Below are 24,236 nucleotides of genomic sequence, written 5' to 3'. Positions count from 1 at the left end.
CGAGTACCCCCGAAGGGGCCTTTCCGCTCGACTTGCATGTGTTAAGCACGCCGCCAGCGTTCGTCCTGAGCCAGGATCAAACTCTCCATCAAGGTTCATACGACAAGCCCGGGGGCGAACCCGAACCCGCCAAACCTGAAAGAGGATCCGAAGATCCCAGCAAAACAATCCACAAGATTGCTTGCCTCAAAGAAATCCCTGCACCCGAACCGAGGTCCAAGTGCACGGGGCGATCAGACAAATCTGCCTGATCGATAAAGGCACTGGCTTTTAACACGCTGTTGAGTTCTCAAGAAACGGACACCCACGCGCTCCGTCCGCATTCTCTGCGGCTTTCGCTCCGTGGCGACTCATTTACTTTATCAGTTCCGCCCGGCTTGTCAATTTCCGGCCGATCCCGATTCTGCAGTTCCCGTCCACTTTCGCGGCCGTTCCCTGCAGCACTTCTATTTCACCAGATCCGCACCGATTCGCAAAATCGAGCATTTCCGGTGAACCATCCGACGGCGGGTACGGCGAAGCCGCTACCGCTTGGTGTCAGGTGGTTTCCCCCTCGGCCCGGCCGCCGTTCGGCGTCCCGCAACTCCTCGGGGCGAAGAGAACAGTATGCCCAGAGGGGGCCCGCGTCAAACCGGCTGGCGGAACTTCTCCGGCGCGTCGCCGGGGAGGCTCGGCCGCCGGCGGCGCCGACGTCCTCTAGCTGGGCTTATCCGATGAGAAGGCGGACATCTCGGGCCCGCCATCGGATCCAACGCCGGTGTGGACGAGCGTTATTCCGGGATGTCGTTTTCGTCGGGAAGCGTCCGTCCGGCGGCTCTGAGGACGGGTGCGGTGTGGTGCGTCAGTGCTTCGTCAGGAAGCCGCCGACGAACATGACGGCCTCGGCGAAGACCCAGAAGCCGATCGCGACGGTCAGGTTCCGGTTCAGACGGGCGGGCCGGCGCCGGACGCTCGGGAGGAGCCATGACGTGAGGCCGATCCCGGCCCCGACGAAGGCGGGTGAGGCGGAGAGCCAGGCGTAGCGGAGGACCGCGTCGCCGCAGTCGGTCTCGTGGGCGGCCCCTGAGCCGCAGAACGCGTCGTCGCTCCAGCCGCCGAACGCGGAGAACCCCCAGAGCGCGGCCAGGACGCAGTTGGCGATGGTCGGCACGGCCGGTGACAGCCACTGGCTGTTCGACCGTTCTGGCACGACCCGCACAAGCGGAACGTACCCGCTGCCGCGTCCGGAGGGAACCCCGCGCGTGCCGTCTCGGGCGACACCATCGGGGACTGCTCCCCCGGCGGTTGCCCGGGCGCGGCTTCGGCGCCGGACGGACGTCAGTCCGCGGTCAGACGAGTTCCTTGGACTCGTAGGCCATCAGGTCCAGCACGATCGCCGTGACGACGACCAGGACGCGCAGGGGCTCGGCCACCTCCTCGGTGAAGTCGACGGCGTAGCGGTCGGCCGTGGTGAACAGCTCGGCGCGCAGGCCCGCCCACTTCTTGTTGATGCCGGCGAACCGGCGGCGGGCGTTGTCGGTGACGGGGAAGGTGCGCAGTCGCAGGTCCCCGACCGCCTGGGCCAGTTCGTTCTCGTCGGCGTCGAGCAGGAAGTACTGGCGGCGGGTGGAGTTGGCGCGGACGGTCCCGAGGCGGTCGCCGCGCATCACGGCCTCGCCCTCCTCGCCGGGGACGGCCAGGTGGACGTGGGTGTTCCAGGCGTCCACCTTGTCGATGACGAAGCGGGGGACCTCCGCGGCGTCCGTCAGGACGAGGGTGGCGTGGGTGCTCCGGACGTTCTGCGGGAGGGCCGCGCGGACCGCCTCGCGGCGGCTCCGGACCTGCTGGTCGGTGACGTAGGCGAGCAGGGTGCCCTGGTCGTCCACCACGTTGTACCGCGTCTGGGTCTGCACGACCTTGCGCGGCTGTTCGACCCGCATGCTGGGGAGATTGAAGAGTTCGGTCACGTCGCCGATCCTGTCAAGACGGACGCTGACAAGGAACCCCGGTGAACCGGGATCCAGCCGTCCGGCCAGGTCATCGGACCGAAGGCGGGACCTGGGAACGCGGAAGGGGCGGCCCCGTCGAAACGGGACCGCCCCTCCAGGCGTTCAGGCGTCAGCGGTGCCGGCGCCCGGACTTCCGAGGTCGGATCAGAAGTCCATGCCGCCGTCGCCACCCGGCATGGCCGGGGCCGGGTTCTTCTCCGGCTTCTCGGCGATGACGGCCTCGGTGGTGAGGAACAGCGCCGCGATGGACGCCGCGTTCTGCAGAGCGGAACGCGTCACCTTGGCCGGGTCGAGAATGCCGGCGTCGAACATGTTGACGTACTCGCCGGTCGCGGCGTTGAGGCCCTCACCCGGGGTCAGGTTGCGGACCTTCTCCACCACGACGCCGCCCTCGAGACCGGCGTTGACCGCGATCTGCTTGAGCGGCTCCTCCAGCGCGCGCCGGACGATGTTGGCGCCAGTGGCCTCGTCGCCGGGCAGCTCGAGCTTGTCGAACGCCTTGTTGCCGGCCTGGAGCAGCGCCACGCCACCGCCGGGGACGATGCCCTCCTCGACGGCCGCCTTCGCGTTGCGAACGGCGTCCTCGATGCGGTGCTTGCGCTCCTTCAGCTCGACCTCGGTCGCCGCGCCGGCCTTGATGACGGCGACGCCGCCGGCCAGCTTGGCGAGGCGCTCCTGGAGCTTCTCGCGGTCGTAGTCGGAGTCGGTGCGCTCGATCTCGGTACGGATCTCGTTGACCCGGCCCGCGATCTCGTTGGCGTCACCGGCGCCGTCCACGATCGTGGTCTCGTCCTTGGCCACCACGACCTTGCGGGCGCGGCCCAGCATGTCGAGGCTGGTGTTCTCCAGCTTGAGGCCGACGTCCTCGGAGATCACCTGGCCGCCGGTCAGGATGGCGATGTCGCCGAGCATCGCCTTGCGGCGGTCGCCGAAGCCCGGGGCCTTGACGGCCACGGACTTGAAGATCCCGCGGATCTTGTTGACGACCAGGGTGGCCAGGGCCTCGCCCTCGACGTCCTCGGCGATGATCAGCAGCGGCTTGCCGGACTGCATGACGCCCTCGAGGACGGGCAGCAGGTCCTTGTTGGCCGACGCCTTGCCCTGAACGATCAGGATGTACGGGTCGTCGAGGACCGCTTCCATCCGCTCGGGGTCGGTGACGAAGTACGGCGAGATGTAGCCCTTGTCGAAGCGCATACCCTCGGTGAGCTCGAGCTCGAGCCCGAAGGTGTTGCTCTCCTCGACGGTGATGACACCTTCCTTGCCGACCTTGTCCATCGCCTCGGCGATCATCTCGCCGATCTGGGTGTCACCCGCGGAGATGGAGGCCGTGGAGGCGATCTGCTCCTTGGTCTCGACGTCCTTGGCCAGCTTGGAGAGCTCCTCGCTGACCCGCTCGACGGCCGCCTCGATGCCCTTCTTGAGGGACATCGGGTTGGCGCCGGCGGCGACGTTGCGCAGACCCTCGCGAACGAGGGCCTGAGCCAGGACGGTCGCGGTGGTGGTGCCGTCACCCGCGACGTCGTCGGTCTTCTTGGCTACTTCCTTGACGAGCTCGGCGCCGATCTTCTCCCAGGCGTCCTCGAGCTCGATCTCCTTGGCGATGGACACACCGTCGTTGGTGATCGTGGGGGCGCCCCACTTCTTCTCCAGCACGACGTTGCGGCCCTTGGGACCAAGGGTCACCTTCACGGCATCAGCGAGCTGGTTCATGCCGCGCTCGAGGCCGCGCCGGGCCTCCTCGTCGAACGCGATCATCTTTGCAGCCATAGGCTCCAAGTCCTCCCGGAACAGGGTGGCCATAGACGGATCGAGCCGATGCCCGCGACGGACGACCCCAGCCGACGACTACCATTCCGCCGCCGGTCGAGGGGCCTCATCGCCCCGACCCAGACTGTGGAGCTGTCACTCTCCACAGCAGAGTGCCAACATTTGGTTTAGCACTCTACCCCCTCGAGTGCAAGCGTCCGAACACGTCCCGGGGATTCGTTCGCGTGATCTCGGGATCCGCGCTCTCATCAGCGGAAGCGCCGTCCTCACTGGTCCGCGACGGGTGCGACCGTGACCCACGGTGCCCCAGGGTCTGTCGGTAGTCCCGGAACGCTCGCGGAACACGAGCACGGGAGGAGTGGGGTGCCGGGGGCGTCTGTTCCGCATGTTCCGCGTCGGGGGCGGCGGGGGACCCGAGCGCTGCCTCGATCCGCCGGTTCACCTCGGCTTCTCTTCCCTCGATGCAGTGAGCGTATGTCCTCATCAGCATCTCGACGGAGTGACCGGCCCGTTCCGCGACCTCCGTCGGGTCGATGCCGCTGCTCAGCCACAGTGACAGGCAGGCGTGGCGCAGGTCGTACGGCCGAGAGGCCAGCGGCCCATCGAGCTGGTGGACCGGGAGGATCTTGGCCCGTGCCCGTTTCCACACGCCCTCGTAGCTCACCGGGGCGAGACGGTTGCCCCGTCCGCTGCGGAAGAGCCGACCATCTTCGGCCAGCCCGTACCGGGCGATGTGCCGAAGCAGGAGCCCAACCAGTTCCGGAGGAATGGGGACTGGGCGTGTCACGCCCTCGGCACGGTGCTTGAGGGAGCGCTCTTCGTGAAGCTCCCCGCTGTCGGTCCAGTCGCGGCCGGATGCGGGGCTTGAGCTGGCGAGGAGAAGCCTTCCCCAGCCCTTCGGGGGAAGTTCACAGTCCTCACGGTGAAGGTTCACTGCCTCGGACGGACGCAGGCCCGCGAAGTAGAGGCAGGCGAAGAAGGTCTGAAGGTGATCGCCGACGCGGGGAGCGACGACCGGGATGGAGGCGAGGAGGGCCCGGACCTGATCGGGGTTGGGCACCGAGCGAGGGTCGACGACCGTCGTGTGCTCCGGACGCTTCCAGCGCAGCCCCTCCAACGGGTTGCGATCGAAGACCTCCCGCTCGACGGCGTAGTCGAGGCATGACCGGAGGACGGAGTAGCGCCGTCCCACAGTGGAGGGCTTGGCCTCCCGTCCGTCGAGGCAGCGCGTCAGCGCGTCCAGGGCGGTGCGCAGCGGGGCAGGCTCCCCCACCGTTGAGAGCTGGACGGACTTCTTCTCCAGCCATGCGAGCGCCGCAGCTATCTCGTCCGGGGGCGTCTTGGTCTCCGTTCGGGTCATGTTGAATGCCCACGTCGCCAAGGCCCGGTGCAGGATGGCCGGATCCGGAGCGCCCTTCCGATCCTTCACAAGGGCCGCCGTCGCGACGGCCAAGCAGTCACCGATCGTGGATCGGGTCTTGCCGGGGCTTCCCTTCCAGCGCATCGCGACGAACTTCCGCGTGTGCTCGTACCAGGTGCCCGACTCACGGGCCTTCAGCTTCGATTCCGGCAGGCCGGTCTCGGTGTCGAATGCCTCCCCCCGGCGCGCAGCCTGCATCAACTCTGAGCGGTAGCTGTCGGCGAGTGCCCGCGTGACGAACCACTCGGACTTCTCCTCGTTCTCCACCACCCAGCGCACGCCGTACGGTCGCCGCCGGTTCTTCGCGATCTTGATGGCCCAGAAGCGGACCTTGAACGACTTCATCAGGCCGCGTCCTCCGAGAGGGCTTCCAGCCAGGCACGAACGTCCTGGCGACGGAATCGAAGCTGCCCGTTGGGCAGGCGCAGCGAGCGCGGCCCTTTGCCAAGCTGACGCCAGCGGTAGAACGTGTTCCGCGAGACCCCGCCCAGCTCGGCGAGGAGCTGTTCGAGCGTCATCAGATCTGTCATGGATTGCTCCCCTCGTTGGCGGACGGTTGGCGGAGCGGGCGACCACTCAGCACGGCTGTGAGCAGGGATTCGCCGGGGGTTAGGCCGCATCCGGCGTAGGACCAATGCGCGATGACGAGCACCTGGTCTTCTGCGGTGAGGGGGAGGCGGCCGGTGGTGACTTCGTGTTGTTGCTGGTTGTGGGTGATGCGTGCCTGGCGAAGGGCGCCGAGGGTGGTGGAGTAGCGGCGACTCTTGGTGGAGAAGTGGCCGCGGAAGCCGAGCATGTGGGCCCACTCGGTCAGGCGAAGGCCGGCCAGGTCTTCGAAAGCACCGAGGCGGAGGCATTCGGCGATCAGACGGCGGGCGTGGGGTGTGACCGGCAGGGCGTTGAGGTTGTCGGCCTGGTTGATGCGGCGGTCGAGGGTGCCGACGCATTCGGCGGCCTTGGTGGCGTACTTGGCGATGTAGCCCGCAACGGCCTGGTCGGTGAGGTCTCCGGTGTTGGAGATGGGGCGGATGTCGAATTGGGTGCCCCAGGTGAGGCGGCGGGATGGGACGCCGGGGGCGTTTGGGGTGGTGACCGTGACGGCGGGGACGGCTTGGGTGATGGCGGTGGCGAGGGCGTTGTAGGTGGCCCAGGGCGGGGGCGGTGAGGTCGGGCCGTCTGGGCCGTCGAGGCGGATGACGGCGTGGAAGTGGACGATGCCTCGGCGTTGGTATTCGGCGACCTTGGCGAAGGAGAGGGTTGCGGCGGCGGTCAGTTCGGTGAGGGTGAGTCCCGCGGCTTTGGCGACGCGGCGGCGGAGGGCGAGGGTGAAGCGGCGCCACAGTTCCGGGGCGAGGGCGTTGAACAGGACCGAGCCCGCGTAGTCGTAGCAGTCGGGGCACAGCGGTTCGCCGAGTCGGGCGTCGTCGGTGGTGTGGCGCGTGGTGCAGGACTGGCGGCGGCCGTGTGGGCAGGTTCCGGCGTTACGGCGGGGGGTGCACGGCTGAACGTGGTCGTTCTTCTCGCGGCGGGTGTGGACGGTTCCGAAGGACGGGGCGGTGAGGGTGACGAACGCGGCGGGGTGCGAGGTCACCGAGTTGGGGACGCCCTTGCCGCCGACCAGGCCCGCGCGGATGAGTTGGTAGGTGTCGGCCCGGTAGGTCTCGGCGCAGGCGGGGCAGCGGGAGGCGCGGCGGGTCTTGCAGGCGACTCGGAGGACGCCACCGGGTTCGGTGGCGGTGGTGTAGCGGTGGAGTTGTTCGCCGGTGAGCGGGTCGCGGTGTTCGACGTGGCCGCGCAGGTGGATCGGTTGGGCGCATCCATTGAGGCGGCGGAGTCGGGCGGCGAGGCGCGGGTAGTCGGGGCGGTCGAGGCAGGCGGAGAGGGAGGACGCGGCGAGCGGGGTGACCAGCGGCGCGGCGGGTGAGTCTGACATGGTCGGCGGTCCTCCTGTCCGTGGTGGTTGCCGGGACCGGGCGCGGTCGGCCCCGGCGTGAGGTGGTGCGTGACGATGTGGGCTAGAAGGCGGTCGCGAAGCGGGCCAGGCCCTCGGCGATGTGTCCGAGGAGGGCGAAGATGCCCTTGGTGGTGTGGGCGGCGACGGCCGGGTTGTTGATCATGAAAAGGATGAGGACGATCCAGAAGGCGGCGAATCCGAGGCGGCGGAAGAACATGGGCCGGAGTCCTTTCCGGACGGGCGGGACGGTCTAGAGGAAGCCCGCGCCGCGGCAGGCGGGGCAGGTGTCGCCTTCGCTGGTCAGGCCGCCGGAGCCGCAGTCAGCGCAGCGGTAGCGGATGGGCGGCGGGATCAGCGGACGGGGCAACCGGATAGCTGCGCGGGTGGCGATCGCGAAGAGCGTGATCTCTTCCGAGCCGCACGAGGTGCAGGATGTTCCGTCCAGGTCGGAGGGCAGGTCCGGCCAGTCGGAGGCGCGGGAGTGGCGGCAGGTCCGGCAGCGGTACCAGAACCTCGGCATCGGTTCCGCGGTGTCGTGCATCAGGCGGCCCGTCCGGTCTCGAATGCGCGCACCGCATCGTTGTTGGCCGAGAGCGTCCGGGAGGCACAACGGCACTCCCCCGGGATGAACACCGCCTTGTAGGCGAGCGGCCCGAAGCGCTTGATCGCGGTGTAGTGGCCGCCCTTAGCGGTGCCGTCGTCCGTGGTGACGTTGAGAAGGGAGGCGATCCGGTCGATCTCGGCGCGCTGGCAGAACTCGCAGTCGTCCGAGTTGGTGAAGACGATCAGGTCGCGGCTCGCCCTCGGAATCGGGACGCCGGGGTTCTCCTCCAGGAAGGTCGCCAAGGCGCGGAGGCCCATGACGAACTTGAGGCGGTCGAAGAGCTGGGACGGGCGGATGAAGTCGGTCATGGTGCGTTCTCCCTTGGGCTCAGGCGGCGGCCAGGTGGCCGAGCAGGTCGTGGGCGAGTTGGTCGGAGACGCCCAGGCGGGCGCGCAGGGCATCGGCGGTGATCGGGTGTCCGTGGCGGGCGTGGTGTTCGTCGGCGACGCGGCGGGCGAAGGCGACCAGCGGCGCGGGCGGGGAGGCGAGTTCGTCGGGTGGAGCGGGCTCAGGACGAGCCGGAGCGGTGATCTCCGGGTGGGACGGAGCCGGAGCGGCAGGAGCGTCCGGCAGGGCGTCCGGGTTGCCGAAGGACGGCGGGACGATCAGGGCGTCGGCATCCGGGCCGGTCGCCGTCGTGCGGCGCATCTCGCTGCGGCGTTCGAGCATGGAGACGGCGACCAGGAACGCACCGGCCGGAATGGCGGCGACGATCCAGCCCCAGGCCGAGAGTTCGGCCTGTGCGAGGTTGGCGGCGAGCGAGAGCAGGATGCCGCCGACCAGGACGAGCGCGGGCCAAGACACCGAGGCACCGCCGGAGCGTCGGCCGGTTCGCCGGTCGCGCTGACGTTCGCGGGCGGCCATGACGCACGTCAGGTCGATGCAGACCGCGACGGCCCAGGCCATCGGTCCGTGCTGTCCGTGCTGGTTGGCGGTTTCGCGGATGTGGGTGAACGAGCCCGCCGCCGCGATGAGGGCCAGGACCAGCACCGGCCCGGAGTCGGCGAGCACCGCGCGAGGACGTCCCATCAGGCGGCCCGTCCGGCGGTGACGACCTCGGTGAGCAGCGCGGCCAATTCGGCGTCGCAGGTGTGGGTGTCGGCCCAGTCGTCCGCGTCGGCCAGGCCGAGGGCGGTGAACGCGTCGGCGCACCGGGAGCAGCGGGCGACGTGGAGCAGTCGAGCGGGATCCCAGCCGACCGAGACCAGCGAGACGGCGACAGGGACGGAACGCGGGCGACGCGGGAACGGGATGATGCGCGCGTTCATGGCGGGTACCTCCAAGGCGGTTCAGGCATGGGTCGGGTAGGGACTTGGCGTGATCAGGGCTCACGCCGAGCTGAAGGAGCAGGAGCGGCGGCGGGTTATGCGGCCATGGGCCAGGCCCGGCCGGATGCGGGCGGGGCGGACGAGCCGATCAGGTCGTCCCAGGTGGGAGCGAGGTGGGCGTATTCGCGGGCGGCGGCTTCGGCGTCTTCCTCGCTGACGTAGACCGAGCGGGCCCGGTACCAGGAGCCATCCGAACCGGCGACGATGCAGACGCCGGGAGTCTCGGCGGGGATGGCGCGGGCCGCGTCCAGGGCGGCAGGGTCCATGTCGCCGAGCGTCATGTTTGCGGTCTCAGGATCGTTGACGCGGTGGCAGATGCGGCCGGAGAGCTGGGCACGGAGCGCGGTGACACCGGGCCCGAGGTCGGAGCCGATGCGCTGACCGCAGATCACCAGGTAGACCGCGAATGCTCGGCCGAGCTGGGCGATGCGCAGCAGCGCCGTGCCGGTCTTGGCGATCTCGTCCTTCTCGCTCTTGTCCGCCATCAGGAACAGCTCTGCGACCTCATCCACCAAGACGACGATGGGCACCGGCCGCAGGTCCTCCGGCAGCTTCCAGACGTTGCGCGCGCCGTGGGCCCGGCACAGCGCCATCCGGTCTTCCAGTTCGACCACCAGATCCTCCAGCAGGACGACCGACTCGCGACGCGTCGTGGCCAGCGCGGACAGCCGCGGGGCGTAGGGCGTGAGCTCCACACCGCCCTTGAGGTCGAACCCGACCAGGGCGACCCGCTGAGGGGCGAGGCCCTTGATCATCGCGTTCATGAGCGTGGACTTGCCTGACTGCGTCGCCCCGGCGTTGAGGTGGTGCGGCATGGTCCGGAAGTCCATGACCCAGTCGTCGCCGTTCTCCAGCTTGCCCGGACGGACCTTGAGCAGTTCGCCGGTCTCGGGCGACACCGTCACCTCGGTCAGCGGGTCACGCATGGTCGCCCACAGCGTCACCCGCCCAGGCCGGACGTCCACGACCCGAACCGAGTGGACGCGCCAGGCGTGCGCGATTCCCTCGGCGGCCTTCTCGTAGTCCGCGGGAACCTGACCGTCCGCGAGCCGGACACGCACACGCCAGCCGAGCCGAGTGGGCCGCAGGAGCCCGATACGCGGCGCCTTCTCGACATCGACCCGCCGCATCCGACGCCGGTACTGGACGACCGTCGCCGCGCTCTTGGCCGCCTGTCCGACGACCGGAAGCGCGTCGAGGGTGAGCCGCCACCGCCGCCGGCCCCTGGTGAGCGAGCAGCCGGACGCGACGTGATGCCACGTCAGGTAGGCCAGCACCGCGCGGCCGGGGAACTGGACGACGTACCACCACGACACCGGGTGGAACTTGCGCCAGGCCCAGAGCCCGGCCGCCACCGCAGCAGCGGCCAGGCCCACCAGGGCGAGGATGACGTTCGCCATCTCGGGACGGTCCTTTCTCAGGCCGCGTCAGCGACAGCGGCGACGGCAGGTGTGACGGCGGTGAGCTGCTTGGCGCGGTAGGCGATCCCCCACCGCTGGCGACCGCCGGTGTTCTGCTCCCAGGCCATCCCGATCAGGCCGACGGGCTGGACGACCTGTCCGATCGTCAGGTCCGGGTCGTGGGAGACGGACACGTTGATGAGCTCGACGCGCCCCATCGCGTCGGCGGCGGACAGGCCGACCGTGAAGACGGTGTTGCCCTCCTTGTCGACCTTGATCTCTCCGGTCTCCTGCGAGACGAGCTTGGGACGGGGCGGCGAGACGCAGACGAACGTCAGGGCCGTGGTGTCGACGGGGATGTTCCGCATGATGTGACCTCCTGTGATCGAGTGACTATGTAGACAACATAGTCGGCTTGGTCGACCAAGTTGTCAAGGACTTCCTTGTTCACTTGGTCGACGAGCTGTGCTGAACTGGGAGGCGAGCCCCTACGGAAGGCGGACGATGGTCAAGAAGACCGGGCGGCCTGGATACCTCCAGATCGCCGATGACCTGCGGAAACAGATCAGCGACGGGACCTTGACCCCCGGCGACGCGCTCCCCTCGATCGCCGAGCTGGTGAAGCGGTACGAGTCGTCCACCGGCGTGGTGAAGTCCGCGATCGGCGTCCTCCGCACCGAGGGGCGGGTGGTCGGCCAGCAGGGCAAGGGCGTGTTCGTCCGGGACGCGAGCGAGGCCGACACTCCCGGCGTCCTCGGCGGGTCGACCGGCGACGGCCAGCTCATGAAGCAGCTTTCGGAGGTTCTGACGGCCGTCCGGGACCTCGGCGAGCGTGTCGGCCGACTCGAAGCGGCGGTGTACCCAGCGCAGCCGCGATCTGATCAACCCGACAAATGATCTCGTCCAGCTCTTCTAGGATCAGTTCCAGACGTTCTTCCGGAGTCTGACCCCGCCCGCCGTTCGCCGTCACCGGGAACCGCCCCCTCATGGTTCGTCCGTGCTGTCGTTCGGTAGACGAAATTCCATCGGAGAAGGCGAGTGATTCCCATCACGGATAGTTCGCCAGGATTCTTAACAGCGGTTTATACAGCCGCTTTCACAAGCCTCGCGCAGGTCATTTAGACGCCCGGAATGCTCCACTTTCTGTAGTGATCGGAAAGGGTGGAACCATGGTCGCGACCAAGCCCCGTCCCGGATGGCAGCCCGAGCGCCTGCGCGAGCGACGCGAGAGCCACGGACTCAGCCTGGAGGCGGCGGGCGATCAGCTCAGACGCGTGGGCGAGAGCCACGGCCTCCACATCGGGGGCGACTTCCAGACCCTGTGGCGGCACGAGAACGGCACCGTCTATCCCGGCCCGCACTACCGGCGCGCGTACTGCCTCATGTACCGCTCGACCGAGCCTGACCTTGGCTTTCGCCTCCCGCTCCCCGGCGAGAGCATGACCGAGACAGCCGCTGTCCCCGTCCCCAGTCCGGCGACCAAACCGGCCGCCACCGAAGAGGCCGCGTCCACCATCACCAAGGGCTTGGACCAGGTCACCGACGCCACCCAGAACCGCGACTCGGAGGCGGGCGACGTTCTGAAAAACCGCGTCGTCACCGCATGGCGCGGGCGGGCCCTCACGGACGGCTTGAACAAGCCCGTTCTCGTCCTGGTCGGCGGTTACGCGGGATCAGGAAAGACCGAATTCGCCCGCTTCCTGGGCGACATCTCAGGCTGGGCATTCCTGGACAAGGACTCACTCACCCGACGTCTTACCGAACGTCTCTTGGAGAGCATGGGCGGCGATCCTCACGACCGCCACACGAACCTCTATCTGGATCACGTGAGGCCCCTCGAATACAAATGCCTCATGGACACCGCAAACGACAACATCGACTGCGGAATCTCCACGATCCTCGCGGCCCCGTTCATTGCGGAACTCAACGACGAGGCTTGGCTGAGTCGCCTCACGAACCGATGCCGTGCGAAGGGCGTGGACGTCGCGGCGATCTGGGTCCGGTGTGACGCCGACTCGATGCGCGAGTACATCGAGTTCCGCGACGCCCCACGCGACGGCTGGAAGCTGACCAACTGGGACCAGTACGCCGACGGCCTGAACACCCAGAGCAGCCCGCCCAGCGTCCACCTCACGATCGACAACCGCTTGGGGGCCGCGATCAGCACCGCCGACCAGACACGGGAGGCGCTGCGTAAGATCCTGGCGTGACCAGGCGCGGCGTCATCCTCTACGGCCCCCCGGCCAGCGGCAAGGACACGATCACGGCCGAACTGTCCCGGCTGGACGGGCGCTTTGTCCTGCTGACCAAGCTCAAGGTCGGGACAGGCCGCAGCGCTGGCTACCGCTACGTGCCCACCATCGAACTGGACGCCCTCCGAGCAGCAGGCCGCCTTGCCTTGGAGACCGAGCGCTACGGCAACCGCTACGCCGTAGACCGCCAAGACATCGACGCCCTCACCGACGCCGGACGCATCCCCGTTGTCCACGTCGGCGACATCCCCGGCGTGAACACCCTCAGCTCAGCCGTCCCGCTCATATGGACGCGCGTCCGCCTATGGGCTCCACGCGAGGTGACGGCCGACCGCTCACAGCACCGCGGCGACACAGACACCACCAGCCGACTCGTCGCATGGGACGAAGCTGAGGCCGACTGGCGCACGAACGGCGAGGCCGTCAGATTCGACCTCACCGTTCGCACCCACGAGACAGACCCCGCCGAGGCGGCCAAGCGCATTAGCCAAGCCGCCCTCGGCGCGGATCCGTCATGACACGCGACGACCAGCAGGCGGCCAGGGCCAGACGTCAGCCCGCACCACCGCTTCGCGCAGTTGCCGAGGCGTAGACGCCTCCACCAGCCGCGATCCCCAATGGACGCGCACGAGCGCCCACCAATTGCCTGTCGCCTGCCCGTACCAGGCCGACACCACGCACCCGAACTCACGCTTGAGCGCGACCGCCACCTGCCGTTCGTCCAGGACGCCGACCATCAGCCGATCCCCGGCCTGATGCCCCAGGACCGCAGCAGTTCGCTAACCGTCTCGGCCGCACGCCACGGCGCATAGCAAGGCCCCAACCACGCCCCCGTACTCGACCGGTACCACCACATCCGCTCACCTCGAACGACGCTCACCGTGTCGCCGACCGACGACGTGATCGAGGCACGGACGAGCAGCTCCGGCGGCGAGTTCGAGTACCGCGGAGCGGACGCCCAGCCGAGCCGTCCCAGATCCCGCGCGAGCCGATCCAGACGGCGGCAGGCCCACCGCGTCCGCCACCGCTCGCCGAACGATTCGGAAGACGGCGCAGCCGACGAGGCAGGGGGTACCCCCGCCGGCCGCGCCGCCTTCCCTTCCCCTCCCGCAGGGGCCGCCCAGCCAGCGGCCCCCTCCGGTGACGAGCCGCCCCGGGGGTCGGGCGCCATCACCGGTCCTCGTTCCGCACCTCGGCCTGCCGCTTCTCCTCCGTCAAGGCGGAGCGCAGCGCGGACGAGTCGGAACAGATCACTGTGGGGTCGATCCCCTCGGCCGGGTCGTGCAGGGATGCCACCCAGTCACCCAGCCGCCCATCCGAGCGCGCGGAGCGCCAAATGCGATGACCGGGGAAGTCGATTCGGAGCTGAGCCAGAGCCACATCGTCGGGACGCTGGTTAGGAGCCATGACGAGACCTCACGAAGAATGCCGAACTCGTCCCCAGGAGGACGGATTCGTTCGCTGGACTGGAACGCCACGAAGCATTCCGCGCACTCGACTTCCACGGAGGAGCCTGACAGGGGGCCAGGTGGGGGCCAGACTTGAGCGCGGGAGGTCCGCGATGCCCACGCAGCGCCAACGCGACTTCGGCCAGTACCTCGCACGCCTACGCGGCGACCGGAGCCAGCGCCAACAGGCCGACCTACTGTGCGCCCTCTCGGGGAAAGCCACCCTCACCCGGCATGAGGTGTCCCGCTGGGAACGAGGCGAGCGCATCCCAGATGACTGGCTGCCCTACATAGCCCGCGCCAGTGACGTCCCGCTCTCCGTCGTCGAAGCCAAGGCAGCCCACGCCCGAGGCAAGACCCCAACCCCACCGGTCGACCTGTCGCCGTTCTTCCCCGAGGCCGAAGCCCTCAAGGCCCGCATAGCCAGCGCCCTACACACCCGCCGCGTCACCACCGCCACCGCGGCCCCGCTCCTGGTCCTGGTCGGCGGCTACGCCGGATCAGGCAAAACCGAGTTCGCCCGCTTCCTGTCCGACCTGACCGGCTGGGCCGTCCTGGACAAGGACGGCATGACCCGCCGCATGACCGAACGCCTACTGATCTCCCTCGGCGGCGACCCGCACGACCGCCACACCACCCTCTACCGGACCGAGATCCGCCCCCACGAGTACCGGTGCCTGATGAACACCGCCTACGCCAACATCGACGCGAACATCTCAATGATCATCTCAGCCCCATTCGCCACCGAGCTCCACACCCCCGGATGGCTCGACCGCCTCACCCACCGATGCAAGGCCCGAGGCGTAGACGTCGCCGCCATCTGGATCAACAGCGACAACGACACCATGCACGACTACATCGAAACCCGAGACGCCCCACGCGACACCTGGAAACTCAACCACTGGGACGAATACACCAGCACCCTCCAGACGGACCCTCCACCCGGCATCACCACCACGATCGACAACCGACACGGCGCAGCCGTCAGCCTCGCCGACCAAACCCGCGCAGCCCTCCGCAAGCTCACGCCGTAACCAGCGTGACAGCCGTGCCGATCACGCAGGATGAGAACTTTCTCTACGTCTTCAAGGGCGGCCCGCGAGCGGTCCGCCAGGCCGGATCGTCCGCGCCGGGCGTGCGGCCTGTTCCGGCCGATCCCGGCGAGGCCGTCCGGCCTCGCTCCTCCAAGCAACCTTGAACCGGTACAAATGGCTCATCAGCAGGAAACACCCCTGCAACAGGTCCGGGATCGGCGAACGGTGGGCTTGCCCGTTCGAGTCCGCAGGAGGCTCTTGAATGGACAACACGATCTTGGTGACGGCAACATCACTCGCCGGTGTCGTGCTCGGTGGCGGTCTGTCGATGATCACGCAACGAAGCGTGGAGCGCGCGGCTTCTCGACGGCACGTCGCCTCGATAAGCGAGGGCAGGAGGAGCGAGCAGCTCGCTCGACTCATTGACTTCATACAAACAGCGCAAGAGGCAGAACGCCTGGCTATCAGCATGCATCAGCGCGGAGTAGACGACGACACGACGACAGAACGTGCCGAGTCGACACTCGACCAACTATGGATCAGACTCCGGGCCGTTCAGTTGATCTGCTCTGTCGAGGTCAGCGATGCAGCCCGCTCCCTCGCCGGTGAGGTTCACACCGTCGTCCGGCAAGGGCCAGGCCAGCAGTCAGTCACTTCGTTTCTGCGCCCTAGCCGCATGAACCTCATCGATCTGGCACGGATCGACTTCGAGCGAATATGAACACCCAATGGTGGAGTGGAGCTTAAATACGATCGCCGTGGCTGGCTTAGCAACGTATAGGTTGGAGGCGATTACGCCGCGCCGTTTCCTATGCCCGGGCCGTAGCCGGCCCGGCACTTCGGGTCGACTCGCCCTCGAGTATCACGCGCACCCTCGGCGCCCAAATGAGGCCGACGCGAGCGGACAGGCGTAGTAGGAAAAGGGCCATCGACGCCTGGGCGGGAAGGTGATCCAAGTGGCGAGCGAGCCTCGACGCCGAAAATTAAGCTACTGAGCTAGCTCGACACGGCACAGCTTGGGTAAGGCGTCGTTCGCCACGGTCACCGATACGCGTCGCCAGGCGAACACCTTCAGAGGAAAGGGCCCCACTACGAGGCAATTTCGATGCGAACAGCATGGAGAATCACCTGCCCTCAAGTACCAGAAATGCAATTAGATCAATTACTCTTTCCAGAGAAACGACGTATCGTCCTTGCGTTACGCGTACATGCCCTATATATGTTATAGACCTTAAACAAAGGCGGTCCATTCTCAAAGCCAACAAATCTGTCGCTCGCTAGATCGATATCCAGATCATCGACACTTTCGCGCAGAAAATGTCTCCACCCGAGCCATGTACGTTCCGCGCGAGGCAGTCGAAGGTAATGCACTACTCGGGAAATTGTTGACCCAAGAATGACGGCAATCATCAAAAGATAGAGGGAGAGTATGACTGCTATCAGCCCAACAGATTTCCAGTTGCGCATCGCAGGGGTCGTGACCAGTCCAAGCATAAACGAGATACCAAGAAGCAAGAAGACAAAAACAGGGAATACCAACATCTTGACTTTAGTCTTAGCCTCCAGTGGCTTCCGATTTCGCTTGGGAATGTGTCTAGGGGCTCCCCAAAGCGCCTTCTTAGCTCCATAGTTCACCGCTGTAACATTTCCGTCGACATGGAGAACAAAGAGGGCGATTTTACGATCAGGGTCGCTCGCCCATTTTAGCGCCTCCCGAGTATACCCCTTCGCTGCAAAAAAGAAGCAGAGTTGACCTACCTTCGCCGCACCCGGCAAGCGTTGAACGTCACTGATTCCAACATTCTTAGTCCTCCACCATTTGACTTGTGCGATCGCACGGACAGCGATGACATCAATGCCATCATCCTTGCCTTTCTTGGTGACTTGCGCGTCCCTGTATCCAAAGCGCCGCAACCAGGCCGCACCGGTTCTTTCGGCGTCTTCATAATTAAAGATCTCTTGCGGGTAATGGACGCCCCCATGAGCCGACCTGACGTTAATCAGAAAATCATCCTCCACAACATCCCATGGAACGTGTGGAGCTCGGGGGATATGCAGCACATAGAAGGCCATAGCGGGAATAGACAGTGCAATCAATGCGTACAGCACCGCTACCACCGGGTGGTGAACTTGAGCAAACTGCCAACAAAATAGGGATCCGTGAAGAACTGAAAGGGACCAGACCAAAGCCCAACTCTTACCTACCGAGAGGACCAACCTCTCCATCCCGTCGACAATTACCGCAACAAGTAGGATTGCAAAGGGGAATACGCCAGGCTCTGTATATCTATCCCAGGTCGACGAATTGCGGCCGATGCCGTCAAACGAAAAGACCATTACTGCTTCAACACTTGAAAGCAGAGTGGCGAGTACAAAGAATACAACTCTCCTTATCCCATGCTTCTCTACATAATCGGAGGCCCAAGCTTGTTGATGTTTGGCAGCGAGCTCGGAGAGTGACATCTCGACACTGTCGTTCTGACCTTCGCGGTTGCCTGCGACCATGCGCCCATGGTGCCCCAAGGGTCTGACAAACTCACTAAAGGCTCAGGCCGATTTGTTGTATCGACCGGTCCGAAACGATGCTTGCTCGATGGGCGTCCCCTCACCCAATACCGGTCTCACCGATACGCAGGAACTGCGTGACCGATATCGCCGACCAGAGGGCGCCTTGAAACCCCTGACTGATTGGTTGAGCGACTGACCCCAGGGAAGAGGCGTCGAGAACCTGCGACCGGGGAGATTTCAAGACGTCGATTTGAGAGCCAAAAGTAGGCAGATCGGCCTGCATGTAGTGGTTCGCGCAAATGGTGCACATCGGCGACCGGCTAGACAGTCAGGGGCGAGCACCACTGGCTCGACCATCTGAAAAGGATCTTGGTGACCGGAAGTTCTTCTGCTGGCAGCTTCACACCGTCTCCCTCCCCCAGGAGCCGCTCATGTTCTCCGCCCTGATCACTGCGTTGACGATCTGGCTTTCCGTGACCGGGATGGGCCATGCTGACATCGTCGCGATCGTCACTGGCCTGCACAGTCTCGGATCCGGCTAATTGCTCCATAGACACGGAAATCGGGTGGGCTGAGGTGAACTGAAGCGGGGGCTTCGCAGCCCCCAGCCCCCCGCGTGCCGGAGCACTCGTTCGCGCGAAACGGTCTGTCGCAACATCTCGTCGTTCGCGCGAACGAGCACTCCGGACAGGCGACTCGTCCCCGCTACTGCGATCGCACGGTTTGGGCCGCTGCCCCGATTGGGCGAGAATGTCCAGCTCCCGGACGGCGGAGGCAGCCTTGCTCAAGATCTTCTATGCGCTATTGAAGCTGTTTCGCTCGCGTGGTCCTCGCCGCCCCGTCGGCCACCGCAGCTTCCGCGCAGCACCAGGCACACCATGCCTGTGCGGACAGGGAACGATCACCGTGCGCTCCTCGCGTGCCTACGGTCAGTTCCTGGGATGCACGGCATTCGAACGTGGTTGCCGGTATGCCTGGCTGATTGACGGCAGTCGGCTTCCTTTGGAGTACCGGCAGCGGAAACGGCGCGGCGGCCCCTGGTTCTAAGGGGAACGGAACAGGTACGGAACGAGCGGCATCCGAGGTTGTGGCGGAGGCCGCTCGTTCGCAGGTCAGGCGCTAGTTGCTACTCGTCTTGGTCACTCCACCCCCTCGAGTGCAAGCGTCCGAACCACTCCGCCGGTTCGGGCGCGACATCGGTCGCGGCGGAGCTCCCGGCGGGGGCCGGGGCGGCCTCGGCGCGGCGGTGGGCGGGGGCTCGTGAGGGGGGCGCGGAGCGGGCAGGACTTAAGGATCTTCACGTGTCATTGCCGGGGGCTAACCCCTGATGTGTGAGGGTCTTCGCGCCGCCCCGCGGGCGGGATCCGACGCTGGAACCGGGAGCGAGGACGGGGCCATGAGCGACTACGCGCGGTTCGCCGCCGCGGACGAGGAGGAGGCCCGCGGCCGGGCTGAGCAGCGGATGCAGAGGGTGATGGCCGTCCAGGAGCGGCTGCGGGACGTCGTGGGACGGGCGCGGAGCGAGGACGGGGGCATCACGGCCGAGTGCACCGGCGGGCAGGGGCTGACGGCGCTGACGATCGATCCGCGGGCGATGGGGCTCGGATCGCAGGAGCTGGCCGACACGGTCGTGCGGCTCGTCCGGGAGGCGACGGTGGACCTGCGGCGGCAGACCGCCGAGATGCTGCGCGAGGAGCTGGGCGACCTGGCCGACCCGCGGGCGTTGAAGGACGAGGTCCTCGCGGCCCGGCAGGACTTCGAGCAGAAGGTCGACCACGTGAGGGAGCAGCTGGCCTTGGCACGGGCTCGGATGCGCGGCGCCTGATCAAGGTGCGCGACGCCTGACAATGGCTCTGCACTGCCAATTGCGGACTCTCGTCCTCAGCTGCCATCGCGATGCTCGAACCGTCCTTGTGGAAAAGGCGGCTACTTCGACGACTTCTTCGGGTGCCCCCCATGAGCTGGGCCCTCGCCGGGTAGGAGAGGGCGTGGAGGACGCGTTTCGGGGGTGGTTGGGGTGGCTGACGCCGGGGATGTCACGAGCCCTGTCCAGCAGCTGCTCGACGACGTCCACGCGCGTATCGGGGAAATCACCGACGGACGCGTCGCGACGTATATCCCGCCACTCGGGAAAGCCGATCCGTCGTTGTTCGGGCTCGCTCTCGCGACGCGGGACGGGCACGTTTACGAGGCCGGCGACACCGATGTCCCGTTCACGATCCAGTCGGTTTCCAAGCCGTTCGTGTACGCGCTCGCGCTGCACGACCGCGGGCTGAACGCCGTCCTGCGGAAGGTGGGCGTCGAGCCGACCGGGGAGGGGTTCGACGCGATCCGGCTGGAGGCTGGGACGGGCCGTCCGCTGAACCCGATGGTGAACGCGGGCGCGATCGTCGTGGCGTCGCTGGTGGACGGGGCCGACTGGGGACGCCGGTTCCAGCGCATCCTGGACGGCCTGTCCGCGTTCGCCGGCCGCGACCTCAGCGTCGACCACGAGGTGCTGGCGTCGGAGGAGCGGACCGGCGACCACAACCGCGCGATCGGGTATCTGCTGCGTAACGCCGGGACGCTCGACGGCAGCGTGGACGAGGCGGTGAAGGTGTACTTCATGGCCTGCTCGACGCTGGTCACGGCCCGGGACCTGGCGGTCATGGCGATGACGCTGTCGTCCGGCGGGGTGAACCCGCTGACCGGCCGCCGGGTCGTCGGGACGGACACGACCGAGCACGTCATGGCGGTCATGGCGACGTCCGGGACCTACGACTTCGCGGGCGAATGGCTGCTGCGGTCCGGGCTGCCTGCCAAGAGCGGCGTCGCGGGCGGGCTGGTGGCCGTCCTGCCGTCGCAGCTCGGGATCGGCGTGTACAGCCCGCCGCTGGACCGGCGCGGCACGAGCGTCCGGGCGATCGCGGCCTGCCAGGAACTTTCATCGCGTTTCGGACTTCACCTGATGCGTCCGGTCACCGGGACGATGTCCGCGATCCACCGGTACCTACGCGGGGACGCGGTGTCGTCGCGGCGCAGCCGCCGGTTCGCCGAGCGGGAGATCCTGCGCACGCGAGGACGTGCCATCGCGCTGTGCGAGCTGCAGGGCGACCTCGGGTTCGCGTCCACGGACATCGCGGTGCGCGCGATCACGGGCGACCATGACGGCGTCCGCTGGCTGATCCTGGACCTGCACCGCGTCGTGCGGGCCGAGCCAGTCGCGGTGAACCTGCTGGACGCGCTGGCCCGCGAGCTGCGCGAGCACGGCGTCACCACGGTCGTCGCCGCCGGGGACGGCCGGTCGCCGCTGGCGTCCACCGAGGCCGCGTTCGCGTCCCTGGACGAGGCGCTCGAATGGTGTGAGGACGCCCTGGTCGCCGAGACCGGACCGGCGGCCGAGGCCGAAGTCGTGCCGCTGCCTGAGCAGGACGTCCTGCGCGACCTGCCCGTCGACATGCTGGACGTGCTGACCCCGCTGTTCGCCGAGCGCCGGCTCGCGCCCGGCGAGGTGCTGTTCGACGTCCGGGACGAACCGGACGAGTCGCTCTACTTCGTCATCTCCGGCGGCCTGGTCGCGCAGGTCATGCAGGGCGAGCCCGCCGAGCCGGTACAGGTCGCGTCCATGGGTCCGGGCACGGCCGTCACCAAGCTCACGCTGCGCCGCGACGACCCGCGGACCTACCGCATCGTCGCGGCCGAGCCCACGGTCTGCCAGGTCCTCACCGGAGCGGCGCTGAAGCGGCTGGAGGTCGACCGTCCGCAGGTCGTGGAGGCGCTGCACTGGGCGATGGCCCGCAGCCTCGCGGCCCGGCTGCGCCGCGCCGACCAGTTGCTCGCCGCGCACGTGGCGTCCGCACCGCGCCCGGGGACGCCGCCGCGCGACTGAGCACGCGCCATCGGAGTCTCAGATGGCGCGGACGGCCTCGGCCTGGGGACCGCGATCGCTCTGGGTGATCTCGAACTCGACCCGCTGGCCCTGCTCGAGGCTGCGGTAGCCGTCCATCTGGATGGCCGAATAGTGGACGAACACGTCCTGGCCGCCGTCCACCGCGATGAAGCCGTAGCCCTTGTCCGCGTTGAACCACTTGACTGTGCCCTGCGCCATACCAAACCCTGCCGAATCGTCCGCGCCCCGCGGCAACGGTCCGTCCCGGGCCACGCCCCTGCTATCGCGGACCCGCCGACCACCACCCGTGTCTCCACGACCCGTCCGAAACGGGCCGCGGCGGGGTCGACCCGGCGTGATCGGCACCGACCTTATAGGCGGCCCGTTTCGGGCGACAGGCCCTATGAGCGAAGACCGGACGGCCGGAAATGGTCACCATTGCGCGCGTGCACGAGAGGAAGCACTTCCTCCTCCAAACGGCGCGGAACGCGTTGCCCGTACCGGGTCTCCAACCGGTTCCGCGCCCGGACGTATCCGGCCACGGCCTCCTCCAGCGACCGCGGGATGGCCTGCACGCCGAGCGGACGCAGCAGGTGCCCGCTCATGGTCAGCAGCTCGCCGCGCACCCGGTCGTCCATGCCACGCCGACGCTTGTTGACCAGCCACAGGATCCAGTCCCAGAAGTGGGCGTCGATCGCGCGCAGCGTGTCCGGCCCTACTCGCCATGGCCCGGCCGGACGCCGCGGGACGTCCCGGAAGAGCAGGTCCACCTTCACCGGCCCGGCGAACACCAGCAGGTAGCTCGCGCATTCGCCGAGCGGATCCCACTGCGCCGCCACCGGATCGAACGGTGCGACGAGTTCCGGCAGGTCGGCGGCCACCTCCCCGAAGTCGTCCACGGCCACCGCGAAGTCCCAGTCCGAACTCCGCACGGCCGTCCCCCGCGCCCGCGACCCGACCAGTTCCACCCCCCGCACGGCCGGATGGGCGCGCAGCACTCCGGCGACATCCTCCGCTATCCCCATGACCATCCCTTTACCCGCCCAATCAACACGAAAAGCCCTCTCCCACAGGGAAAGAGGGCTTTTGTGTCGCTTCTCGGACGTCCGGCTCCGTCAGCAGCCGCCCGCGACGGCGGGGATGATGGAGATCTGGGTGCCCGCGGGCGTCGGGGTGTCGAGGCCCTCGGCGAAGCGGACGTCCTCGTCGCCGACGTAGACGTTGACGAAGCGGCGGATCCTGCCGTTGTCGTCCAGGATGCGGGCGGAGATGCCGGTGTAGGACGACTCCAGGTCGGCGACCACGGCGCGCAGGGTGACGCCCTCGGCGTCCACCTCGGACTCGCCGCCGGTGTAGGTCCGCAGGATGGTCGGGATGCGGACGGAAACGGTGCTCATGAGGGCTCCTCTCAGGCGATCCCGGCCGCGCGGAACGCGGTCAGGGTGGGGGCGATGTCGGCGGTCGGGGCGACGAACGGGGCGACGGCGTCCAGGGTCTTCAGGCCGTCCCCGGAGTTGATGATCACGGTCTCGGCGGACGGGTCGAGCACGCCGGACTCGGCGAGCTTCTTCAGCACCCCGACGGTGACGCCGCCCGCGGTCTCACCGAAGACGCCCTCGGTGGCGGCGAGCAGCCGGATGCCCTCCACGACCTGCTCGTCGGTGACGTCCTCGACCGTGCCGCCGGTGCGGCGGGCGACGTCGAGCACGTAGGTGCCGTCCGCCGGGTTGCCGATCGCGAGGGACTTGGCGATGGTGTCCGGCTTGACCGGGCGGAACACGTCCCAGCCCTGCTTGAACGCGTTCGCGACCGGGTCGCAGCCCGCGGCCTGCGCGCCGAACACCCGGTAAGGCCTGTCCTCGACCAGGCCGAGCTTGATCAGCTCCTGGAACGCCTTGTCGATCTTGGTGAGCTGGGACCCCGACGCGACCGGGACGACGATCTGGTCCGGCAGCCGCCAGCCGAGCTGCTCGGCGATCTCGTAGCCGAGCGTCTTGGACCCCTCGGCGTAGTACGGCCGGACGTTGACGTTCACGAACGCCCAGTCCTCCTGCTCGCCGGCGATCTCCGAGGCGAGCCGGTTGACGTCGTCGTAGTTGCCGTCCACGGTCACGAACGTCCCGCCGTACACGGCCGTCGTGATGATCTTCTGCGCCTCCAGGTCGGACGGCACGAACACCGCGCTGCGGATCCCCGCGCGGGCGGCGGCCGCCGCGACCGCGTTCGCCAGGTTCCCGGTGGACGGGCAGGCCAGCACGGTGAACCCCAGCTCACGGGCGGCGGCGAGGGCGACCGCGACCACGCGGTCCTTGAACGAGTGGGTCGGGTTGCCGCTGTCGTCCTTCACCCAGAGCCTCGCGAGCCCGAGCGTCTCGGCGAGGCGGTCGGCCCGGACGAGCCGGGTCAGGCCGGGCTCGGTGTTGGGCGTCTCCTCGACGTGGGACGGGACGGGCAGCAGCCCCTTGTACCGCCAGATGTTGCGCGGTCCCGCCTCGATCGACGCGCGGGTGACGTCGCCGAAGTCGTAGGAGATCTCCAGCGGCCCGAAACACTCCTCGCACGCGTAGTGCGGGCCGAGGTCACGGGTGTGGCCGCATTCGCGGCAGGTCAGAGCGGTGGCGGGTCCGAGATCGATCGCAGACGTGAGCGCCATGAGGCGAGG

Annotated in this window: 28 protein-coding genes and 1 rRNA gene; 8 read left to right on the top strand and 21 right to left on the bottom strand. The window is 67.6% G+C overall.

From position 1 onward, the window contains the following. The 14 genes from AB0L06_RS13825 to AB0L06_RS13760 all read right to left on the bottom strand — a co-directional run. Positions 1–92 (bottom strand): 16S ribosomal RNA (locus AB0L06_RS13825); the annotation flags it as partial. A 749-nt stretch (positions 93–841) separates the two neighbouring features. Then, complete coding sequence (locus AB0L06_RS13820; protein WP_500231307.1) at positions 842–1,198, bottom strand: hypothetical protein; 357 nt, start codon at positions 1,196–1,198, stop codon at positions 842–844. A gap of 130 nt (positions 1,199–1,328) precedes the next feature. Then, a complete protein-coding gene (locus AB0L06_RS13815) occupies positions 1,329–1,946 on the bottom strand; it encodes a phospholipid scramblase-related protein (protein WP_500231306.1) in 618 nt (205 codons plus the stop codon). A gap of 186 nt (positions 1,947–2,132) precedes the next feature. Further along, positions 2,133–3,758, bottom strand: coding sequence for a chaperonin GroEL (gene groL / locus AB0L06_RS13810; protein ID WP_500231305.1), 1,626 nt, complete (start codon positions 3,756–3,758; stop codon positions 2,133–2,135). Positions 3,759–3,933: 175 nt separating this feature from the next. After that, positions 3,934–5,523 carry a tyrosine-type recombinase/integrase gene (locus tag AB0L06_RS13805; RefSeq protein WP_500231304.1) on the bottom strand — a complete coding sequence of 530 codons (1,590 nt, stop codon included), beginning with the start codon at positions 5,521–5,523 and terminating at the stop codon, positions 3,934–3,936. Then, positions 5,523–5,708 (bottom strand): helix-turn-helix transcriptional regulator, encoded by a 186-nt coding sequence (locus tag AB0L06_RS13800; RefSeq protein ID WP_500231303.1) that lies wholly within the window; start codon positions 5,706–5,708, stop codon positions 5,523–5,525. Before AB0L06_RS13800 ends, AB0L06_RS13805 begins: the two co-directional genes overlap by 1 nt. Continuing rightward, positions 5,705–7,111 (bottom strand): replication initiator, encoded by a 1,407-nt coding sequence (locus tag AB0L06_RS13795; RefSeq protein ID WP_500231302.1) that lies wholly within the window; start codon positions 7,109–7,111, stop codon positions 5,705–5,707. The genes AB0L06_RS13800 and AB0L06_RS13795 overlap by 4 nt, the downstream gene beginning before the upstream one ends. A gap of 82 nt (positions 7,112–7,193) precedes the next feature. Further along, positions 7,194–7,349 carry a hypothetical protein gene (locus tag AB0L06_RS13790; protein ID WP_500231301.1) on the bottom strand — a complete coding sequence of 52 codons (156 nt, stop codon included), beginning with the start codon at positions 7,347–7,349 and terminating at the stop codon, positions 7,194–7,196. Positions 7,350–7,382: 33 nt separating this feature from the next. Continuing rightward, positions 7,383–7,673, bottom strand: a complete 291-nt coding sequence (locus tag AB0L06_RS13785) for a hypothetical protein (RefSeq protein ID WP_500231300.1) — start codon at positions 7,671–7,673, stop codon at positions 7,383–7,385. Then, on the bottom strand, positions 7,673–8,044 hold the full coding sequence (locus tag AB0L06_RS13780) for a hypothetical protein (protein WP_500231299.1): 372 nt from the start codon (positions 8,042–8,044) through the stop codon (positions 7,673–7,675). The genes AB0L06_RS13785 and AB0L06_RS13780 overlap by 1 nt, the downstream gene beginning before the upstream one ends. Before the next feature lie 19 nt (positions 8,045–8,063). After that, positions 8,064–8,765: a DUF2637 domain-containing protein gene (locus AB0L06_RS13775; RefSeq protein WP_500231298.1), complete on the bottom strand. Its 702-nt coding sequence runs from the start codon at positions 8,763–8,765 to the stop codon at positions 8,064–8,066. Beyond that, positions 8,765–9,004, bottom strand: coding sequence for a hypothetical protein (locus AB0L06_RS13770; protein WP_500231297.1), 240 nt, complete (start codon positions 9,002–9,004; stop codon positions 8,765–8,767). The genes AB0L06_RS13775 and AB0L06_RS13770 overlap by 1 nt, the downstream gene beginning before the upstream one ends. A 95-nt stretch (positions 9,005–9,099) precedes the next feature. Further along, the gene (locus AB0L06_RS13765) at positions 9,100–10,464 is read right to left on the bottom strand and encodes an FtsK/SpoIIIE domain-containing protein (protein WP_500231296.1); all 1,365 of its coding nucleotides are present in this window, start codon (positions 10,462–10,464) and stop codon (positions 9,100–9,102) included. 17 nt (positions 10,465–10,481) lie between these two features. Beyond that, positions 10,482–10,832 carry an SCO3933 family regulatory protein gene (locus AB0L06_RS13760; RefSeq protein WP_500231295.1) on the bottom strand — a complete coding sequence of 117 codons (351 nt, stop codon included), beginning with the start codon at positions 10,830–10,832 and terminating at the stop codon, positions 10,482–10,484. A 136-nt stretch (positions 10,833–10,968) separates the two neighbouring features. On the opposite strand from AB0L06_RS13760, the gene AB0L06_RS13755 reads away from it, so the two are divergent. From AB0L06_RS13755 to AB0L06_RS13745, 3 genes are all read left to right on the top strand, one after another. Then, positions 10,969–11,361: a GntR family transcriptional regulator gene (locus AB0L06_RS13755; protein ID WP_500231294.1), complete on the top strand. Its 393-nt coding sequence runs from the start codon at positions 10,969–10,971 to the stop codon at positions 11,359–11,361. A gap of 272 nt (positions 11,362–11,633) precedes the next feature. Next, positions 11,634–12,674: a P-loop nucleotide/nucleoside kinase family protein gene (locus tag AB0L06_RS13750; protein WP_500231293.1), complete on the top strand. Its 1,041-nt coding sequence runs from the start codon at positions 11,634–11,636 to the stop codon at positions 12,672–12,674. After that, on the top strand, positions 12,671–13,234 hold the full coding sequence (locus AB0L06_RS13745; protein ID WP_500231292.1) for a guanylate kinase: 564 nt from the start codon (positions 12,671–12,673) through the stop codon (positions 13,232–13,234). The genes AB0L06_RS13750 and AB0L06_RS13745 overlap by 4 nt, the downstream gene beginning before the upstream one ends. On the opposite strand, the gene AB0L06_RS13740 is transcribed toward AB0L06_RS13745, so the two are convergent. Together AB0L06_RS13740 and AB0L06_RS13735 are read right to left on the bottom strand one after the other, a co-directional pair. Then, positions 13,229–13,453 (bottom strand): hypothetical protein, encoded by a 225-nt coding sequence (locus AB0L06_RS13740; RefSeq protein ID WP_500231291.1) that lies wholly within the window; start codon positions 13,451–13,453, stop codon positions 13,229–13,231. The genes AB0L06_RS13745 and AB0L06_RS13740 overlap by 6 nt on opposite strands. A gap of 433 nt (positions 13,454–13,886) precedes the next feature. Continuing rightward, positions 13,887–14,012 (bottom strand): hypothetical protein, encoded by a 126-nt coding sequence (locus tag AB0L06_RS13735; RefSeq protein WP_500231290.1) that lies wholly within the window; start codon positions 14,010–14,012, stop codon positions 13,887–13,889. Between the two features lie 265 nt (positions 14,013–14,277). Between AB0L06_RS13735 and AB0L06_RS13730 the strand changes: the two genes are divergently transcribed. Together AB0L06_RS13730 and AB0L06_RS13725 are read left to right on the top strand one after the other, a co-directional pair. Further along, positions 14,278–15,198 (top strand): AAA family ATPase, encoded by a 921-nt coding sequence (locus tag AB0L06_RS13730; RefSeq protein ID WP_500231289.1) that lies wholly within the window; start codon positions 14,278–14,280, stop codon positions 15,196–15,198. 262 nt (positions 15,199–15,460) lie between these two features. Then, positions 15,461–15,919, top strand: a complete 459-nt coding sequence (locus AB0L06_RS13725; RefSeq protein ID WP_500231288.1) for a hypothetical protein — start codon at positions 15,461–15,463, stop codon at positions 15,917–15,919. A gap of 437 nt (positions 15,920–16,356) precedes the next feature. Here AB0L06_RS13725 and AB0L06_RS13720 read toward each other — a convergent pair whose 3' ends face one another. Next, on the bottom strand, positions 16,357–17,703 hold the full coding sequence (locus tag AB0L06_RS13720) for a restriction endonuclease (protein WP_500231287.1): 1,347 nt from the start codon (positions 17,701–17,703) through the stop codon (positions 16,357–16,359). 302 nt (positions 17,704–18,005) lie between these two features. Between AB0L06_RS13720 and AB0L06_RS13715 the strand changes: the two genes are divergently transcribed. The 3 genes from AB0L06_RS13715 to glsA all read left to right on the top strand — a co-directional run bounded on the left by AB0L06_RS13715 (position 18,006) and on the right by glsA (position 21,574). Then, a complete protein-coding gene (locus AB0L06_RS13715; RefSeq protein ID WP_500231286.1) occupies positions 18,006–18,248 on the top strand; it encodes a hypothetical protein in 243 nt (80 codons plus the stop codon). Positions 18,249–19,102: 854 nt separating this feature from the next. Continuing rightward, complete coding sequence (locus tag AB0L06_RS13710; protein ID WP_500231285.1) at positions 19,103–19,531, top strand: YbaB/EbfC family nucleoid-associated protein; 429 nt, start codon at positions 19,103–19,105, stop codon at positions 19,529–19,531. A 192-nt stretch (positions 19,532–19,723) separates the two neighbouring features. Next, entirely contained in the window at positions 19,724–21,574 is a 1,851-nt protein-coding gene (gene glsA, locus AB0L06_RS13705; protein ID WP_500231284.1) for a glutaminase A, read from the top strand. A gap of 18 nt (positions 21,575–21,592) precedes the next feature. On the opposite strand, the gene AB0L06_RS13700 is transcribed toward glsA, so the two are convergent. From AB0L06_RS13700 to thrC, 4 genes are all read right to left on the bottom strand, one after another. Then, a complete protein-coding gene (locus AB0L06_RS13700; protein WP_500231283.1) occupies positions 21,593–21,793 on the bottom strand; it encodes a cold-shock protein in 201 nt (66 codons plus the stop codon). Between the two features lie 182 nt (positions 21,794–21,975). After that, a complete protein-coding gene (locus AB0L06_RS13695; protein WP_500231282.1) occupies positions 21,976–22,599 on the bottom strand; it encodes a nucleotidyltransferase domain-containing protein in 624 nt (207 codons plus the stop codon). 90 nt (positions 22,600–22,689) lie between these two features. After that, positions 22,690–22,971: a MoaD/ThiS family protein gene (locus tag AB0L06_RS13690; protein ID WP_500231281.1), complete on the bottom strand. Its 282-nt coding sequence runs from the start codon at positions 22,969–22,971 to the stop codon at positions 22,690–22,692. Positions 22,972–22,982: 11 nt separating this feature from the next. Next, a complete protein-coding gene (thrC, locus tag AB0L06_RS13685) occupies positions 22,983–24,227 on the bottom strand; it encodes a threonine synthase (protein WP_500231280.1) in 1,245 nt (414 codons plus the stop codon). Positions 24,228–24,236 lie beyond the last annotated feature (9 nt).

Source organism: Spirillospora sp. NPDC052269 (assembly GCF_040679435.1).
Taxonomy (GTDB): Bacteria; Actinomycetota; Actinomycetes; order Streptosporangiales; family Streptosporangiaceae; genus Spirillospora.
This window is presented reverse-complemented; position numbering and strand designations above follow the sequence as displayed.

Bases quoted from the DNA above. Each gene is read 5' to 3' on its own strand.
- AB0L06_RS13710 (WP_500231285.1), top strand. From the start codon at position 19,103: ATGAGCGACTACGCGCGGTTCGCCGCCGCGGACGAGGAGGAGGCCCGC.
- AB0L06_RS13700 (WP_500231283.1), bottom strand. From the start codon at position 21,793: ATGGCGCAGGGCACAGTCAAGTGGTTCAACGCGGACAAGGGCTACGGC.
- AB0L06_RS13795 (WP_500231302.1), bottom strand. From the start codon at position 7,111: ATGTCAGACTCACCCGCCGCGCCGCTGGTCACCCCGCTCGCCGCGTCC.
- thrC (WP_500231280.1), bottom strand. From the start codon at position 24,227: ATGGCGCTCACGTCTGCGATCGATCTCGGACCCGCCACCGCTCTGACC.
- AB0L06_RS13690 (WP_500231281.1), bottom strand. From the start codon at position 22,971: ATGAGCACCGTTTCCGTCCGCATCCCGACCATCCTGCGGACCTACACC.
- AB0L06_RS13765 (WP_500231296.1), bottom strand. From the start codon at position 10,464: ATGGCGAACGTCATCCTCGCCCTGGTGGGCCTGGCCGCTGCTGCGGTG.
- AB0L06_RS13730 (WP_500231289.1), top strand. From the start codon at position 14,278: ATGCCCACGCAGCGCCAACGCGACTTCGGCCAGTACCTCGCACGCCTA.
- AB0L06_RS13805 (WP_500231304.1), bottom strand. From the start codon at position 5,523: ATGAAGTCGTTCAAGGTCCGCTTCTGGGCCATCAAGATCGCGAAGAAC.
- AB0L06_RS13750 (WP_500231293.1), top strand. From the start codon at position 11,634: ATGGTCGCGACCAAGCCCCGTCCCGGATGGCAGCCCGAGCGCCTGCGC.
- AB0L06_RS13770 (WP_500231297.1), bottom strand. From the start codon at position 9,004: ATGAACGCGCGCATCATCCCGTTCCCGCGTCGCCCGCGTTCCGTCCCT.
- AB0L06_RS13755 (WP_500231294.1), top strand. From the start codon at position 10,969: ATGGTCAAGAAGACCGGGCGGCCTGGATACCTCCAGATCGCCGATGAC.
- AB0L06_RS13715 (WP_500231286.1), top strand. From the start codon at position 18,006: ATGGTGCACATCGGCGACCGGCTAGACAGTCAGGGGCGAGCACCACTG.
- AB0L06_RS13785 (WP_500231300.1), bottom strand. From the start codon at position 7,673: ATGCACGACACCGCGGAACCGATGCCGAGGTTCTGGTACCGCTGCCGG.
- AB0L06_RS13780 (WP_500231299.1), bottom strand. From the start codon at position 8,044: ATGACCGACTTCATCCGCCCGTCCCAGCTCTTCGACCGCCTCAAGTTC.
- AB0L06_RS13760 (WP_500231295.1), bottom strand. From the start codon at position 10,832: ATGCGGAACATCCCCGTCGACACCACGGCCCTGACGTTCGTCTGCGTC.
- groL (WP_500231305.1), bottom strand. From the start codon at position 3,758: ATGGCTGCAAAGATGATCGCGTTCGACGAGGAGGCCCGGCGCGGCCTC.
- AB0L06_RS13790 (WP_500231301.1), bottom strand. From the start codon at position 7,349: ATGTTCTTCCGCCGCCTCGGATTCGCCGCCTTCTGGATCGTCCTCATC.
- AB0L06_RS13775 (WP_500231298.1), bottom strand. From the start codon at position 8,765: ATGGGACGTCCTCGCGCGGTGCTCGCCGACTCCGGGCCGGTGCTGGTC.
- AB0L06_RS13720 (WP_500231287.1), bottom strand. From the start codon at position 17,703: ATGGTCGCAGGCAACCGCGAAGGTCAGAACGACAGTGTCGAGATGTCA.
- AB0L06_RS13695 (WP_500231282.1), bottom strand. From the start codon at position 22,599: ATGGGGATAGCGGAGGATGTCGCCGGAGTGCTGCGCGCCCATCCGGCC.
- AB0L06_RS13725 (WP_500231288.1), top strand. From the start codon at position 15,461: ATGGACAACACGATCTTGGTGACGGCAACATCACTCGCCGGTGTCGTG.
- AB0L06_RS13740 (WP_500231291.1), bottom strand. From the start codon at position 13,453: ATGGTCGGCGTCCTGGACGAACGGCAGGTGGCGGTCGCGCTCAAGCGT.
- AB0L06_RS13800 (WP_500231303.1), bottom strand. From the start codon at position 5,708: ATGACAGATCTGATGACGCTCGAACAGCTCCTCGCCGAGCTGGGCGGG.